The sequence below is a fragment of the Synoicihabitans lomoniglobus genome, assembly GCF_029023725.1.
Taxonomy (GTDB): Bacteria; Verrucomicrobiota; Verrucomicrobiia; order Opitutales; family Opitutaceae; genus Actomonas; species Actomonas lomonigloba.
The window spans coordinates 3,716,213-3,734,574 of sequence record NZ_CP119075.1; the positions used below are offsets into that span (position 1 = coordinate 3,716,213).

Genomic DNA, 18,362 nt, shown 5'->3' on the forward strand with positions numbered 1-18,362 from the left:
CGAGCTGTTGATCCCCCGCTATGAAAGTCGCCTTTATCAGTGGCACCAGCATCGTGAAGTCCGATCTCTTCGCCGCTTGGGACGTCCGCACCATCGAAACCCCCTACGGCCCCGTCACCTACAAGGCGCACGGCGACCATGTGCTCATCAACCGCCACGGCTACGAGTTTCCCAAGCCGCCGCACACGATCAACTACCGGGCCAATATCCGGGCGCTGGCCGACCTGGGTTACACCGACATCGTATCCCTCAACTCCGTCGGATCGCTCGATCCCGCGCTGCCTCCCGGCACGTTTGTTTCCTGCTCCGACTACGTATGCCTCCAGGAGGGACCCAAAACCTTCCACGACGACGAGCTCAAGGGCGGCGCGCCCGGCATCGCCAATAACCTCATTCCCGACCTCCTCAAGGCCCTCGACCCGGAGTTCACCATTTATCCCGGCAAGACCTACGTGCAGATGCGCGGCCCGCGCTTCGAAACCAAGGCCGAAATCCGCGTCGTCAAAAACTGGGGCGATGTCATCGGCATGACCGCCGCCTTCGAAGCCGACCTTTGCTCCGAACTTGGCCTCAACTACAACAGTTTCGCTCTCATCGATAATTTCGCGAACGGCTTGGAAGGCACCGAAATCGACTTCGCCAAGTTCCACGACCTGGTGAAGGAAAACCAAGCCAAGGTGAACCGCCTCTTCACGCGTTTCCTCGAGATCCTTGGCTGAGCGCGCTAACGCAGGACCGTGCTGCTACTTCGTGCCTATCACCGCGTCGAGCGCTGCGCGGTAGACGCGCCCGATCGGTATCCAACGTTCCTCGATCAAGATCTCCCCGCCCTTGATCGCGTCGATTTGACCGACGGCAACGATGAACGATTTGTGCACCCGGACAAACCCATCGCTCGGCAACCGTCGTTCCCACTGCTGCAAGGTTTCATGACTGATCAACGTGCTGTTGCGACGGACCAACTTCACGTAGTCGCCCACGCCTTCGATCAGCAGGATATCCGCCAGGTCGACGCGCACCATCGCGCCTTCGGCTTTGATAAAAACGGATTGATCCGCCCAAGACGTGGCGGCACTTACGCGGCTCTCGACGACGTTTGAAACACCACCCGCGCTCGTCACGGCTGCGACTTCCATACGGCGCTGAACTTTTTCCAGCGCTTGGCAAAACCGCTCGAAGGAGAACGGTTTTTTCAAGTAGTCGACCGCCTCCAAGTCGTAGCTCTCCAATGCGTGTTCCGCAAACGCCGTGGTAAATATGATGGGAGGGGCGTGTTTGAGCGATCGCGCGAAACTCAAACCCGACAATCGCGGCATCTGAATATCCAGAAAGATCACATCGATGTCTTTTTCCGTATGCAGCGCATCCAATGCTTCGACCGCATTGTTACACTTTCGCACGATCTGCAGGTGCGGCAGCGAACGCGCGAAATTTTCAATCACACGCTGCGCCAACGGCTCGTCATCCACCACCAAGCATCGGATCGGCTTCACGACCACACCTCCACTCGCGCAACGAAACGGTCGCCCTCATCACGCAACACCAAGTCGTGACGGTCTGGATACAGCAGGTGCAGGCGCCGTCGCACATTCTCCAAGCCAATCCCTCCCGGCATCTCGCTCGCCGGCGCCGGCGGGGTGATCCCCATCCCCGCCAGGACCGCCTCCATGTCCTCCTTGCTGTTGATCACCTCGACCACGAGATGCCCGTCGACCAAAACTGAAGCGTTGATCTCCACAAAGGCCTCCACCGGTGCGGTGCTCACCCCGTGCTTAAACGCGTTTTCCACGAACGGCAGGAACAGCAGGGGAGCCACCTGCACGCCTTCCGGATCGCCTTGCACATTCAAGGTCATCCGCATCGTATTCTCAGTCCGGATACGCTCCAGGTCGAGATAATGCTGCACAAACTCCAACTCCTTGCGCAGCTCGATCGACTCCACTTGGCTGTCGTGCAGGATGTAGCGCATCATCTCCGACATCTTCAACACGTAGGCCGGGCCGTCATCGGATTTGTCCAGCGCCAACGAGTAGATGTTATTAAGCGAGTTGAACAGAAAGTGGGGATTCAACTGCGCCTTCAACGCCGTCAGTTCCGCTTCGAGTTTTTGACGTTCCAACTCCCGCGATCGCGCCCACGACCGCAAATAGTGAAGCACCGAGCTCAGCGCCGTGAAGACCAGAACCTGATTAAAAAACACCACCACCATCTTCGCCTTGGGCGATGGGTAGCGCGCCGGTCGCCCGGTGATCTGCTCCATGACGAAACCATTCGCGGCATAGATCCCGTGACCCGCGCCGTATACCAGCAACAACAACGCGATGTAATACATCACGAACCGGCGGCGGTGCGCTAATTTGGGCAACAATACGAATACGTTGAAGGAGATCGTGATCGCCACCGCCGCGCTCATCACCGCCAGGCGCCCGATATAAATCGGGGTAAACCGACTTTGACCCGGAGGGCTCGGCAACAATACACACATCAATCCAATCGCCCCCACCACGACCAAAGCGTAATGCCACCATGGATTGCGGGGCGACGAACGAGTCTCGGAGGGAGCCATACCCAGCATCCTCACCCACCACGGATCGCGGGCAAGCTCACACCCCGGTTCCAACGCAATCGGTTGCGCTGACGTTTTTTTCGGTCCGACTTGTGGATAGGCGAGATGCACGGGCAACGAAACGGTCTCACGTCGACCGTTCGAGCGTCATTGTCGCCGGTTCCGTGTCCCGGGAAATCCGATTTCGACCAACGACGCTACTACGCCCGCCATCAACCAGATCGCGGCGGCCAACGACACCTGCTGTGCCCTGTTGTGGTTAGCACTGCTAATTATGTTAATCTGACCCTACATACCTTTCTTATAATCCCTCGCCCACCGGCTTTCGCCGTCATTTCAATGGCCAAGGTGAAAGGCTAGAAATTGGGTGGGAAGCCATGGGTATTTATCCCCTTCGATTTCCACCCATGCTTGTCATGCCTCCTCAAAACCAAGCCTCTCGGTTGCTTTCTCGCCGATTACGTTGCTCTGCCTACGTAGCGTTTTTGGCTCCGGCAATCGCTTTCGCTCAAACTTCCACCGAACCCGTGCAGCGCTTACCCGGGGTGGCCGTCACTTCGACCACGTGCAATCCGTCCGAGGATTTTGCCGCCGTCGATCTCTCCACCGGTGAAGTCGTTTTACCTCCATCGACCAGCCTGGACGAAGCCTTGTCCGCCATACCCGCAGTCACCTTTTCCCGCCGGGGAGCCAACAACGCCGAGCCCGTCATCCGGGGCTTCTCGTTCGACCGCATCTCCACGCTCTACAACGGCCTGCCGCTGCTCAACGCCTCCCCCACGCGCACCGCTGCTCCCGTCAACTTCTTCCGCTCCGGCCTCGTCGGCCAAGTCCGGGTCCAGCGTTCACTCCCGAGTGTGACGTCCGGCCCCATCACCACCGGCGGCCAACTCGAAATCACCAGCTTTCCCACCCTTCCCCTCCACCGCTCCCCGCCGGCAGAGCCCGCCACCACCCTCAGCGTGCGCACCTACGGCAACCAGCACGGACTCGCCCTCGGCGCCTCCACCACTGGCCAGTCCGAACGCGTTCGCTACCGCATCGGGGGCCAATACGTCAAAATCGGCGACTACACTTCCGGCGACGGCCGTCGCGTCGACGCCGACCACGAGGGTTGGGGCGAAAGCGCCGCCCTGCTCCTCGACCTCACCACCCACCACACGACCGAGATCGCGTTGCACCACTGTCACCAGGCCCTCGATCGCAATATTTCCCTGCCGTTCGACACCGTCGATACCGACTTCTACGCCGCCACGCTCAACCACACTTGGCAACGAGATGACCAGACCCTCCGCTTCCGCGTCGGCTACACCGAGACCCACCCCTATCTCTCGACCGCCGCACGCCCGAGCGAGGACGACGCTACCGTTACCGCGCCCGCCACCCCCACTCCCGGCCCCGGTGGACCTGGCGGTCCCGGTGGTCTCGGCGGACCGGCCACCGCGCCGCCCGCTCGCCCCCTCAACACCGACCTCCACGGCGACGCCATCGCCTACGCCACCGGACTCAGCTGGCAGACCATGTGGTCTCAGTCCTTCACCACCACCGTGGGCACCGATGCCACTTGGTCCACCCGCGACGTCGCCCGCGATCGCCTGCTCTCCGACAACTCCATCAACATCGATCGACTCTGGCCCGACGTGCTCACCCGCGACCTCGGCCTCTTCGGCGAACTTGCATGGCAAAACGAAGCCACCCGCTTCCGCCTCGGCACCCGGCTCGACCGCGTGCACCGCGCCGCCCGCGCCGCCGACGCTTCCATCATCGGCATCGCCGGCGCTCGCGGTGAAACCATCCGCCAGAACTACGTCGGGTTCAACGGACCCGCCGCCGGCATCACCACCCACGACCACACCACCGGTGCGGCCAATGTCACCATCGCCCACGACCTCACCTCCGCCTGGACCGCCCGCCTCGGCCTCGGCGTCACCCGCATGGCTCCCACGCCCACCGAGGCCTACCGCGCCTTTCTCAGCAACCCCAGTGGCGTGGCCGATCTCGGCAACCCCGCCCTGGAACCCGAGACCAAAAAGGAAATCGAAGCCGGCCTCCGTTACGCCTCCGACGACCTCCGATTCTCCGCCCAAGTATTCTACGCGCACATCGACGACTACATCCAACGCCGCCGCATTCTCATCACGCCCACCCAAGTCTTCAGCTTTCGCAACGCCGACGCCCGCTTCTACGGTGGCGAAGCCGCCCTCGCTTGGACGCCCACCGCCGCGCCCGGCTGGAGCCTCACCGCCACCGCCGCCAGCGTGCGCGGCGAGGACCTCACCACCGCCATCGACCAAGCCGGACTCCCGCCCTGGAATGCCACCGTCACCACGCGCTACCAACACACCCTGGGCGAACGCCTACTCTGGATCGCCCTCGAAACCGCCCACACCGCCGGCAAGGTAAATCCCAACCCCACCGAAGCCGCCCTCTTCCGTGACACGACCAGCTATACGCTGCTCGGGCTTCGCCTCGGAGCCCGTGTCACGAAACAACTCACGCTCGAAGTCGCCGTCGAAAACCTGCTCGACGAGACCTACTACCGCTACCTCACCGCCCCGGCCGCCACCGCCCCCAGTGGACCTTCGGGATCTCCGGCGCCCGCCATCGCCCCCGACACCCTCGCTCCCGGCGACAGCGTCCCCGGCGTCGGCCGCAGCATCAACCTCAGCGCCCGCTGGAGTTTTTGAACCCCACGCAGGACCACGCCCTCCCTAGGAACGCCGACGTCCCCGTCGGCCCCATCCAGTTGGTTCCGACTACGCGTCATAAAAACACCCTGCCCTCCATCAGCCTGCTGGTTTTACAGAAGGAAACGAGGTAACCAAGAGCTGACGCACCGCCGGATTACACCGGAGACAGCAGAGGAAAACAGAGCTTGTTCGCCTCAGGCGCGGCCACTGCCCCGCGGACGACGTGGAAGTCGTCCCTCCCCAAACACCCTCTGGGGAGGGACCGGTTCCACCCGGTCCGCAGGCTGACCGTTTTGTTCCGCTTCGTTCCTTTCTGTAGAATAAAAACAACCGTCTGACCGGCGCCCCTCCCTCCGTGTCACCTCCGTGACCTCCGTGTCAAAAAAGCACCTGCCCCACCTCGCCTCCCACTCCCCCGCGGACGACGTGGAAGTCGTCCCTCCCCAAACACCACCAAGAGAAAGACCGGTTCCACCCGGTCTCGCAGGCTGCCCCTCCGCTACCTCCCAGTTGAAAAACCACCTGCCTCCCAGCATTTCGTGTCTTTCGTGTGTTTCGTGGTTAATAAACAATCCTGCCTCTCAGCATTCCGTATATTTCGGGTGCATTAGCTTACCTCGACGCAGCCTTGCCGTAGTCGGGTGGACCTATCCCTCCGATTAGGCCCCAAATACCCGTGTTGTTCGCGGGGCCCCAGCGGTTGTTTGCGGGTCGAACCGTGTCGTTGGTCGAAAGCGAATCGCCGTGATTGGGGCGTCTTCCCCATAACGCGCCCACGATGTGGTGCCTGTCCTTCCTGCCTTCTCCTGCCCAACTTTCGCCCCGGTGCAAATCGCTCTACGAGCGAACCGCACCACCGCCTCGGCCCCGACAGCTTCGGCCAATTTCGGCGTTTCAGCTTTTGAGCGTTTCAGCGTTTCTCCTCACCGCGCCCTCTCTCTCCGCCCAGACCGTCGTCGCGGTCACCCCGACCTCGACCACGCTAGATTCGCTGCTCGAAAACAGCCCCGTCAGTCAAATCACGGACCAATCCGGCCTATCCTCCGGCTACACCAGCGGCACCACCACCTTCGCCACCGCCACCACCGCCACCCACAACAACACCTCCTCAACTCGCTGGCTGAGCAACGGCGACACCACCGGCAGCATGGTCTTTGATCTGGGCGACACCTTCACCCTCACCTCATTCGCCCTTTGGAACATGGCATCCAGTTCCAGCCAGGCGGTGAACGGGTTTACCATCGAGACATCGGTCACCAGCGATTTCACCTCCGCCACCACCGTTCTCACTTCCAGTGCCAGTAATTCCGGCGTGAATTCCGCCGCGCCATCTCAGAATTTTTCCCTCACGGAAACCGACGCACGTTACGTGCGTTGGAATATCACCAGCAACAAAGGCAACGGCACCATCACCGCCGCGGGTGAAGTCCTCTTTGGCGGCTATCTTGCCGCCGTCTCAATCTTTGATGCCGAGGTTTTGAGCCTCATGGATCGCGGTGGCTACAGCGGCGATCCCACCATCTACGTCCTCGGTGAAAATGCCGCCTACGACAAAACCTTCAGCAGCGCCGCCACCCTCGGGTCCACCAAGGACTACAATCAACTCCTCATCCAAAACGGCAGTGTGGTCGACTTTGCCAGTGGCCAAGATCAACTCACCCTCGACTCCGATCACAATACCGTGACCGTCGACGACCCCGGCTCCTCTCTCACCGTCGCCACCCTCACCAATAACGGCACCAACAATGCGGTTCAAGTCACCGACGGCGGTCTCGTCGATGCCGACAGTCTGGTGATGGGAGACAACGCGGATCTCAATATCAGTATCGACGGAAGTTCATCCTCCTTCCAACGGGATAGCGTAACGCTCGGCACCGGCGCAACGCTCTCCGCCACCGTTGGCAACGGCGGCACCTACCAGGTTCACGATGCCGTCGCCGAAACGATCACCCTCAACGACGGCGGCACCCTTCACGTCACCAGCCTGGATTCCGCCTCCTCCTTCGAACTGGATACCCTCGCCTCCCTCACCTTCGAGTCCGGTGCCACCATCAAATCGGATGTGGCCCTGTCGGACGATTCCACCTTCACCGTCTCTTCAGGGCGCACCGTGGATATCTCCGGCGGCGGCTCCTTCGACTCGGCCTTCACCCTAGACGGCGGCACGGTGGCAGTAAACGACTTCAACCTCGCCACCGACAACCTCACCTTCACCTCCGGCTCCCTCGACACCTCCGGCACCCTCACCGTCGGTTCCGACAACAGCACGCAAACAATCTCCGGCGTCATCTCCGGCACCGGCTCTCTCACCAAAACCGGCACCAGTGAACTCACCCTCACCGGCGCGAACACCTACTCCGGTGGCACCACCACCGAAAATGGCACCCTCATCGGCGACACCTCCTCCCTCCAGGGCGACATCACGCACAACGGCTACTCACTGCAGTTTGATCAATCCACCGATGGCACGTTCGCTGGCAATATCTCCGGCTCCGGCTCCTTCACCAAATCCGGCTCGGGCGACCTGACCCTTTCCGGCGCCAACTCCTATTCCGGCGGCACCACCGTCTCCGCCGGCACCCTCACCGGCACCACCTCATCGCTCACCGGCGACATCACCAACGCCGCCGCCCTCGTCTTCGATCAGGATTTCGACGGCTCCTACACCGGCGAACTCTCCGGCTCCGGCACGCTCACCACATCCGGCACCGGCGCACTGACTTTCTCGGGCGACAGTTCCTACACCGGCACCACCACCATCAACTCCACCAGTTCGGTCACCCTGGGCCATGCTAGCGCCGTCGGCACCGGCTCCATCATCGTGGACGGCACCCTCGACACCGGATCGCACGGTCTCGACCTCACCCGCATCGACGCGGCCGAATCCGACGGCACGATCAGCGGCTCGGGCACCTTCACCGTCGACACCGATACCAACATCGACTTCGGCACACAACTCACTGGCACGGGCGACCTCACCAAATCCGGCACCGGCACCGTCTCCTTCGGCGTCATCGGCGCCAACTTGGATCTCAGCGGCGACCTCACCGTCAACGGTGGTTTGGTCGATATCGGGCTATTGCAAAGCGGAACGGTGAATGAGTTCTTCCTCAATGGCGGCGGACTCGCCCTCGGAGAATATCACAACTTCGATCGCGCCGTGGAGCTGCAGTCCGGCGGTGGCACCTTGCACCTCTCCGGGAACGTGTCCGGATGGGACGGCGAAATCTCCGGCACGGGTTCACTCACCAAGACCGGCGACGGCGAACTCGTCCTTTACGCCAGCAACACCTACTCCGGCGGCACCACCATTTCCGGCGGCACCCTCACCGGCACCACCTCCACGCTCCAAGGCGACATCACCAACAACGCCACCCTCGAGTTCGACCAATCCACCAGCGGCACCTTCGCCGACATCATCTCCGGCACCGGCGCGGTCAACATCACCGACTCCGGCAATGTCACCCTTTCTGGCAACAACACCTTCTCCGGCACCACCACCGTGGCCGACGGCACCCTCACCGCGTCCCACGCCAACGCCCTTGGGGCCACCACCGCGGGCACCACCGTCCAATCCGGCGCCACCCTCGCTCTTTCCGGAGGTAATACCTTCGACGCCGAAACCATCACCCTCAACGGCACCGGCGACGGCGGAGCCGGTGCCCTGGCCAATGTCTCCGGCGACAACTCCATCTCGGCCGTCACCCTCGCCTCCGACAGCACCATCGACGTGGCTTCCGGCACCACCCTCACCACCACCGGAAGCTTCACCAACAATGGCCTGCTCACCAAGACCGGCGACGGACGCCTCAACCTCACCAACCCCACCAGCGGTTCCTCCACCACCATCACGATCTCCGAAGGCACCCTTCAGGGCAACTACTCCATCTTCAACACCATCGCCTCCTTTACCAACAACGCCGAGCTCGACTTCGACGCCGACTTCGACGGCACCTACTCCGGCGTCATTTCCGGCACGGGCGCGTTCACCAAATCCGGCACCGGCGAACTCACTCTCTCCGGCTCCAACACCTACTCCGGCGGCACCACTGTCTCGGGCGGCATCCTCATCGGCACCACCACATCACTACAGGGCGACATCACCAACAACGCCACCCTCGAGTTCGATCAGTCCACCGACGGCACCTTCTCTGATGTGATTTCTGGCACCGGTTCGGTCACCAAGTCCGGCACCGGCAATCTCTCCCTCTCCGGCACCAATACCTACTCCGGTGGCACCACCATTTCCGACGGCACCCTCACGGGCACGACCGCCACTCTCCAGGGCAACATTCTCAACAACGCCGCCTTGGTCTTTGATCAGGATTCCAACGGCACCTACGCTGGCGTGCTCTCCGGCACCGGCTCCCTCACGACCACCGGGACGGGTTCACTTATCTTCTCCGGCAACAGTTCCCATTCTGGATCAAACACGATCGATTCAAATAACACCCTCACCCTGGGACATGCCAACGCCTTGGGCACCGGCGCCATCATCGTGGACGGCGCCCTCGACACCGGATCGCACGGTCTCGACCTCACCCGCATCGATGCCGCCGAATCTGACGGCACGATCAGCGGCTCGGGCACCTTCACCGTCGACACCGATACCAACATCGACTTCGGCACACAACTCACTGGCACGGGCGACCTCACCAAATCCGGCACCGGCACCGTCTCCTTCGGCGTCATCGGCGCCAACTTGGATCTCAGCGGCGACCTCACCGTCAACGGTGGTTTGGTCGATATCGGGCTATTGCAAAGCGGAACGGTGAATGAGTTCTTCCTCAATGGCGGCGGACTCGCCCTCGGAGAATATCACAACTTCGATCGCGCCGTGGAGCTGCAGTCCGGCGGTGGCACCTTGCACCTCTCCGGGAACGTGTCCGGATGGGACGGCGAAATCTCCGGCACGGGTTCACTCACCAAGACCGGCGACGGCGAACTCGTCCTTTACGCCAGCAACACCTACTCCGGCGGCACCACCATTTCCGGCGGCACCCTCACCGGCACCACCTCCACGCTCCAAGGCGACATCACCAACAACGCCACCCTCGAGTTCGACCAATCCACCAGCGGCACCTTCGCCGACATCATCTCCGGCACCGGCGCGGTCAACATCACCGACTCCGGCAATGTCACCCTTTCTGGCAACAACACCTTCTCCGGCACCACCACCGTGGCCGACGGCACCCTCACCGCGTCCCACGCCAACGCCCTTGGGGCCACCACCGCGGGCACCACCGTCCAATCCGGCGCCACCCTCGCTCTTTCCGGAGGTAATACCTTCGACGCCGAAACCATCACCCTCAACGGCACCGGCGACGGCGGAGCCGGTGCCCTGGCCAATGTCTCCGGCGACAACTCCATCTCGGCCGTCACCCTCGCCTCCGACAGCACCATCGACGTGGCTTCCGGCACCACCCTCACCACCACCGGAAGCTTCACCAACAATGGCCTGCTCACCAAGACCGGCGACGGACGCCTCAACCTCACCAACCCCACCAGCGGTTCCTCCACCACCATCACGATCTCCGAAGGCACCCTTCAGGGCAACTACTCCATCTTCAACACCATCGCCTCCTTTACCAACAACGCCGAGCTCGACTTCGACGCCGACTTCGACGGCACCTACTCCGGCGTCATTTCCGGCACGGGCGCGTTCACCAAATCCGGCACCGGCGAACTCACTCTCTCCGGCTCCAACACCTACTCCGGCGGCACCACTGTCTCGGGCGGCATCCTCATCGGCACCACCACATCACTACAGGGCGACATCACCAACAACGCCACCCTCGAGTTCGATCAGTCCACCGACGGCACCTTCTCTGATGTGATTTCCGGCACCGGTTCCGTCGCCAAATTCGGCATGGGCACTGTCACTCTCTCCGGCACCAATACCTACTCCGGCGGCACCACCATTTCCGAAGGCACGCTGTCGGCCGCTCCCACCAACCTCGGCTCAGGCACAATCACGATTAACGGCGGCACCCTTTCCACCACCACCTTCGACGGAACCGGCAATACTTTCACTTCCGGCGGGCTCGTCGCCAGCGACAGTGTAACCAATCTACCCACTATCGCTTCCGGCATGACGGTCGATCTCACCGGCGACGGCTCCTTCGCCACCGCCACCACCCTCGACGGCGGCACCCTCGCCACCGCCGACTTCAACTACACCGGCGGCAACCTCACCTTCACCTCCGGCACCCATCAGGCCTCCGGCGCACTTTCCAATGTGCCCGACATCCAGTCCGGCATGACCGTCGACCTCTCCTCCGGCGGTTCCTTCGCCACTTCCACCACCCTCGACGGGGGCAACCTCACCACGGCGGCCTTCGACGGCACCAACCTCACCACCAATTCAGGCTCCCTTACCGCCTCCGGGTCCCTCACCAATCTACCATCCATCACCTCAGGAGTGAGTGTCGACATCTCCGGCGGCGGTTCCTTCGGCGACGCCACCACCCTCGACGGCGGCACGGTGGCCAGCGGCGCGTTCGACTACAGTTCGGGCAACCTCACCTTTACCACCGGCGCCCACGAGTTGTCCGGCGCCCTCACCAACCTCAACACCCTCGGCGCCAACCAAGGCATCGTGCTCGACAGCTCCTCCGCCACCTGGTCACCCACCGGCGACATCGACGCCGGCAGCGTCACCCTTGACGGCAACGCCAAGCTCAACGTCGCCGACTACGACGCCTCCAATCTCACCTTCACCGACGGCGATCTCACCGTCACTGGCACGCTCACCGGCTTGGATTCGCTCTCCAACACAAGTCAGGACATCATCCTCGACGGCGGCATCTGGTCCACCAGCGGTGACCTCAACTTCGGTAACTTTCCAGACCTCAGCGAAAACGTTACTCTCAAGAACGGCGCCACCCTGTCGCTGCACGACTACACGGGATATACCATGAATGGCGACCTGACCGGCTCAGGCGGCGGCACCTTGGCCGTCTCGGGCACGCTCACGGCGGGAACCTTCGAATCCTTTAATGACGCCGACCTCACGATCGACCTAACCCCCGGAGGCCAGATGGTGAATACTGTTTTTGGTTATACCTACATCCAATCGGGCCACCTGATCATCAACGACGGCACGGTGGGAACTGAAGAAGGAGACTACTATTTCGATCCCACCAACAGTAGTAGTGCCTCGCTCACGGTCAAAGGCACCCTTTCCGGCACCCTGAGGTCGGAATCCAACCTGACCTTGGTGCTCGACGGTGGCTCCCACAGCACGACTTCTACCAACATCAACGCCTTGGCCAGTGTCGTGATCCAAAACAACGGCTCCCTCGGCGTCGCCGCCTACGACGCCGACGCCCTCACCTTCACCGACGGCACGCTCACCGCCACCGGCGCTCTCACCAACCTGCCCACCATCGCTGCCAATAACACCGTCGACATCTCTGGCGGCGGTTCCTTCGGCGACGCCACCACTCTGGATGGTGGTCAGGTCAATGTCGCCAACTTCAACCTTGCCAGCGACAACCTCACTTTCACTTCCGGCACCCTCGACACCGCCGGCACGCTCACCGTCGGTTCCGACAACAGCACCGAAACCCTTTCTGGCGTCATCTCCGGCTCCGGCATTCTCACCAAGTCCGGCTCAGGCACCACCACCCTCTCTGGCACCAACACCTACTCCGGCGGCACCACCATTTCCGGTGGCACTCTCACCGGCACCACCACCTCCCTCCAAGGTGATATCACCAACAACGCCGCCCTTGCCTTCGACCAAGATACCGACGGCACCTTCTCTGATGTCATCTCCGGCTCCGGCTCCCTCACCAAATCCGGCACCGGCTCCCTCTCCCTCTCCGGCACCAACACCTATTCCGGCGGCACCACCGTCGCCTCAGGCACGCTCAGTCTCGGTAGCGACTCCGCCGCCGGCACCGGCACGATAACCACTACAGGATCGGTGATCGATTACGCCGACGGTGTCACCATCGCCAACGCCATCGACCTCCAGTCGGATACCACTCAACTCCAAGTCACCACCGGCTCCTCCGCCACCCAATCCGGCGTGATCGGCGAAACCGGGGGTGCACGTCCCTTGGAAAAGATCGGCGACGGCACCCTCGCCCTTACCGGCACCAACACCTACACCGGCGGCACCACCATCTCCGCCGGCACCCTGTCCGGCACCAACGCCAACTTTGGTAGCGGGACGATCACCATCGATGGCGGCACCCTCGCCACCACCGACTTCGACGCCACCAACCTCGCCTTCACCTCCGGATCCCTCACCACCACCGGTGCCCTCACCAATCTGAACGCGCTCACCGCCGATCAAACCGTCGAACTCAACGGCGGTTATTGGTCTCCCTCCGGCAACATCGATGCGGGCGATGTCATCCTCCACAATACGGGCCAACTCACCGTCGGAGACTACGACGCCACCAATCTGGCCGGTGTCAGTGGAGACCACTCTAACCCCGCCAGCACCCTCACCACCACGGGCACCCTCACCAACGTCAACCACGCCGCCGACCTCAACATCGACGTCGTCCTCGACGGCGGCACCTGGGCTGACTCCACCCTCACCAACGGCCTCGCCATCACCATCCAAAACGGTGGCTCCCTCACCACCCCGGCCGACTACGACGCCTCCCTCCTCACCTTCACCAACGGCACCCTCAATACCTCCGGTGCCCTCACCAACCTCAACAGCCAAAGCACTGGGACTGGCATCGTGCTCGATGGCGGTTCGTGGTCCCCCACCGGCGACATCGACGACGGCAGCCTCACCCTGCAAAACGCTGCCGCCCTCACCATCGGCGACTACGACGCCTCCAATCTCACCTTCACCTCCGGTTCGATCACCACCGACGGCGCGCTCACCAACCTCAATACCCTCAACGCCAACCACACCGTCACCATCGACGGCGCCTCCGCCACCTGGTCGCCCACCGACAACATCGACGCCGGCACCGTCAACCTCACCGAAGGTAGTCTTACGCTGAATACCAGCTTCGACGCAGCCAACCTCACCTTTGCCTCCACCTTCAGTGAGCCGGTTGCCTTGCTGACGATGAACTCCGGCACCCTCACCAACCTCAACACCCTGCAAGTCGGCCAGCGCGTCACCCTCAACGGCTCCTCCTCCTGGGCCCCCACTGGCAACATCGAGGCCGGCGAGACCGTGCTCAACAGCGCCAGCGCCACCCTCACCACCACCGGCGATCTCGACACCCGGGTCGTCACCTTCAACGCCGGCACCCTCGCGGGCGACGGCGTCCTCAGCGAACTGCCCACCATCGGCAGCAACATGACCGTCGATCTCTCCTCCGGCGGCTCCCTCGGCACCGCCACCACCCTCGACGGCGGCGACCTCATCACGGCCGACTTCGATGCGACCCTGCTCACCTCCACCCGCGGCGACCTCACCGCCTCCGGCGCCGTCTCTAATCTGGGCACCATCGGCACCAACCTTAACGTGGACCTTACCGGTGGAGGCTCCCTCCCCACCGCCACCTCGCTTAGCGGTGGCAACCTTCGGGTCGCTGACTTCGACGCCACCCAACTCAGCCTGAGTTCCGGCACCCTACTTGCCACCGGCGACGTATCCAATCTCGCCGACATCGGGTCCAATCTGTTCGTCCTGATGAGCAGCTCGGCCGCCTTTGACACCGCCACCACCCTCGACGGCGGCACCGTTGCCATCAGCGGCTCCCCCGGCATCTACGACTTCAGTGCCAACAACCTCACCTTCTCTTCCGGCACGGTTTCATTCTTCGAAACCAACGTGGCCAACATGCCCGACATCACGTCCGGCCAAATCGTGGAACTCGAGTCGACGGGTTTCGCCACCACCGCTACGCTCAACGGCGGCGAAGTTGAGCTCGTTGATGGCATCTATGATTTCAACGATCTGAACTTCACCTTCACCGCCGGCACGCTCACCCTCAGCGAAGCCGGTCTCGCCAACCTGCCCGCCATCACCACCAACCAAACAGTGGACATCACCGAAGGCGGATTCATCACCACCACCTTCCTCGCCGGTGGCACCCTCATCACCGATAACTTCGACGAAGACGACGATGTGCTCTTCGCCTTCGGCACCCTGCAGGCCTACGGCGCGGTTCATGATCTTGGCAGCATCATCAACGGCCAGATCGTCGATATCTCCAATGGCGGATCCATTGAAGACCTCACCACGCTCGACGGTGGCACCCTGCGCGTCGATGACATCGACTTTGACGACGAACCGGTCATTTTCAACGCAGGCACCGTAGTCGCCCTCGGGAATGTCTACCTGGAGGACGACCTTGAATCCGGCATGATTCTCGACATCACCGCCGGGGGCGAACTGGGTGGCGGTGCCGACATCATCGGCGGCACCCTGAAGACCGTCGATTTCGACGCCGACGGCCCGAGTCCCACCGATTTCTACGAAGGCACGCTATCGGTCACTGGTGAACTTACCAACCTCGACCGACTCTACGGTCCGGATGAAGGCGACGGCCAAACGGTCATCCTTGATGGCGGCACGTGGTCCCCGGATCGCGGGGAGAGCGATTCCGACTACATCAACGAAGGCAACGTCACGATTCAGAACGACGGCCTGCTCATCGTGAACGGCAACTACGACGCCACCAACCTCACGTTCACCCACGGCACGCTCACCCTCACCAACGAAGCCGAACTCGAAAACCTCAACACCCTCGGCGCCGGTCAGACCGTCGTGCTCGACGACGCCTTCTGGATGGCTGAGGGCGACATCAACGCCGGTAACATCGAAATGACCAACGGCAGTTTCCTCGTCGCCAACAGCGGCGGCGGTGCCTCCACGGAATTCGACGCCACCAACCTCACCTTCACCTCCGGCGGCCTCGCCGTGGAGGATCAGGACCTCGTCAACCTCAACACCGTCGGCACCAACCAAAGTGTCTACCTCGACAACGGCTCCTGGGCCCCCTCCGGCTCCATCGACAACGCCGACGAAATCGGTCTCTACAACGACGCCTCCCTCACCGTCGGCGACTACGACGCTTCGAATCTCGACTTCGATTCCGGCACCGTCACCACCACCGGCTCCCTCACCAACCTCGACACCCTCGGCGCCGACAACGCTGTCGTGATCGACGGCGGCGAGTGGCTGCCCACCGGCGGCGACATCTCTGCCGGCTCCGTCACCGTGCAAAACGACGGCCTGCTCGGCGTCGGCACCGACTTCTCCACCGGCACCTACGACGCCACCAACCTCACCCTCACCAGCGGCACCCTCTCGTCCAACCACGACATCACCAATCTGGATACACTGGGCACCGGGGCCACCGTGGAACTCCTCGCCGAGGCCGACTGGTCACCCGCCGGCAACATCGAGGCCGGCACCGTCAAACTCAACGGCGGCACCCTCAACGTCGGCGACTACGACGCCACCAACCTGCCCCTCTCCTTCGACGGCGCCGACGCCGGCGGCACGCTCGTCACCACCGGCACCCTGACCCATCTCGATAGCCTCACCGCCACCCTCAACGTCACCCTCGACGGCGGCACCTGGAACACCACCGGCGACATCGATGCCGGCGCGGTCACCGTGCAAAACGACGGCAACCTCGGCGTGGCCGACTACGACGCCACCAACCTCACCCTCACCGCCGGCACCGTCACCGCCAGCGGCGCGCTGACCAATCTCAACACCCTCTCCTCCTCCGACCAAACTGTTGTGCTCGACGGCGGCTCTTGGTCGCCCACCGGCAGCGTCGGCGCGGGCAATGTCACGCTGCAAAACGACGGCACCCTCAACGTCGGCGACTACGACGCCACCCGCCTTACCCTCTCGAACGGCACGGTCGCCTCCGACGGCTCGTTGACCAACCTGCCGACCATCGCGGCGAACACCACCATCGACCTCACCCTCGGCGGCACCCTCGACAGCGCGACCACGCTTGACCGCGGCACCATCAACGCCACCGAACTCGACGCCACCCACCTCACCTTCACCTCCGGCACCATCAATGTCGCCGGCGGCCCGCTCACCAACCTCAACACGCTCGGTGCCAACCAAACCGTCACCCTCGACAACGCCTCCTGGTCCACCACCGGCGACATCGACAATGGCCACGTCACCCTCACCAACAACGCCAGTCTCACGGTCGCCGACTACGACACCGCCAACCTCACTTTCACCTCCGGCACCCTCGAAGCGACCGGCACCCTCACCCACGACCAGCAACTCGCCGCCAACCAAACCGTGCGCCTCAACGGCACCGAGGCCACCTATGACGTCGGCAGCGACCTGCAACTCTCGGCCGGCACCGTCGAACTCACCAACGGCGGCACACTCAGCGTCGGCGACCACACCGCCACCGTGCTCGACGCCGGCACCATCAGCTTCGAGTCCGGCGGCGGCGCGATCGCCCTCGACGGCGGCACGCTCAATCTCGCCAGCCTCGACGGCCCCTTCGGCCTCGACGCCGACGCCAGCATCACCGGCAACGGATCGATCTTCGGCAACGTCAACCTCGGCGTGGGCGGCACCATCGACGGCGACGCCACCGGCCTGGAAGTCTTCGGTCACATCAGCGGCACCGGCACCCTCGCCGACTTAACCCTTTTCGGGAACATCGACATCGGCAACAGCCCGGGGGACATCTATTTCGAAAACGTGGATCTCTCGTCTGAATCCACTATCGCCCTCGCCATCGAAGGCCCCGACCTCGGTCAATTCGACCGCCTCTTCGTGAACGCCAGCAGTGATGTATCCGAAGCTACCCTACAAATAACCTTCGACAGCTACACCCCCGCCAGCCTCGCCCTCACTTTCGCCATCGTAAGCAACGACAGCGGCACCGACTTCGCGAGCATCAGCACCCCCGAAGGTTGGAGCCTCAGCAATGCGGGTCTGCTCACCTACGGTGCCAGCGCCGTGCCTGAACCTGGTTCCTTCGCCCTCCTCGCCGGTCTTGCCACCCTCGGCCTCGCCGCCACCCGCCGCCGCCGTTCTGCGTAGAGCCCCGCCACTCGTCCTTCAGCCTGCCGTTTTACACGAAGGTAACCAAGGTCGGGAAACAGGGCGAACAAAGCCACGCCACCGTGGCAGTTTTCGTGCGGTTCCGTGTGTTCCGTGAGCTCTCTGGTTCACGTCTCGC

The 18,362-nt window shown here is 62.8% G+C and carries 5 protein-coding genes; 3 read left to right on the top strand and 2 right to left on the bottom strand.

What is annotated here, in order from left to right; genetic code table 11:
- The first annotated feature begins 20 nt into the window (after nt 1-20).
- On the top strand, nt 21-719 hold the full coding sequence (locus PXH66_RS14340; protein WP_330929105.1) for an MTAP family purine nucleoside phosphorylase: 699 nt from the start codon (nt 21-23) through the stop codon (nt 717-719).
- A gap of 24 nt (nt 720-743) precedes the next feature.
- On the opposite strand, the gene PXH66_RS14345 is transcribed toward PXH66_RS14340, so the two are convergent.
- A complete protein-coding gene (locus PXH66_RS14345; RefSeq protein ID WP_330929104.1) occupies nt 744-1,493 on the bottom strand; it encodes a LytR/AlgR family response regulator transcription factor in 750 nt (249 codons plus the stop codon).
- A complete protein-coding gene (locus tag PXH66_RS14350) occupies nt 1,490-2,566 on the bottom strand; it encodes a sensor histidine kinase (protein ID WP_330929103.1) in 1,077 nt (358 codons plus the stop codon). The genes PXH66_RS14345 and PXH66_RS14350 overlap by 4 nt, the downstream gene beginning before the upstream one ends.
- 527 nt (nt 2,567-3,093) lie before the next feature.
- On the opposite strand from PXH66_RS14350, the gene PXH66_RS14355 reads away from it, so the two are divergent.
- Together PXH66_RS14355 and PXH66_RS14360 are read left to right on the top strand one after the other, a co-directional pair.
- The gene (locus PXH66_RS14355) at nt 3,094-5,253 is read left to right on the top strand and encodes a TonB-dependent receptor (RefSeq protein ID WP_330929102.1); all 2,160 of its coding nucleotides are present in this window, start codon (nt 3,094-3,096) and stop codon (nt 5,251-5,253) included.
- 904 nt (nt 5,254-6,157) lie between these two features.
- Nucleotides 6,158-18,223: an autotransporter-associated beta strand repeat-containing protein gene (locus PXH66_RS14360; protein WP_330932053.1), complete on the top strand. Its 12,066-nt coding sequence runs from the start codon at nt 6,158-6,160 to the stop codon at nt 18,221-18,223.
- Nucleotides 18,224-18,362 lie beyond the last annotated feature (139 nt).

What these genes read in the sequence shown, in the direction of transcription:
- PXH66_RS14340 (WP_330929105.1), top strand. Translation starts at nt 21, where the DNA reads ATGAAAGTCGCCTTTATCAGTGGCACCAGCATCGTGAAGTCCGATCTC.
- PXH66_RS14350 (WP_330929103.1), bottom strand. Translation starts at nt 2,566, where the DNA reads ATGGCTCCCTCCGAGACTCGTTCGTCGCCCCGCAATCCATGGTGGCAT.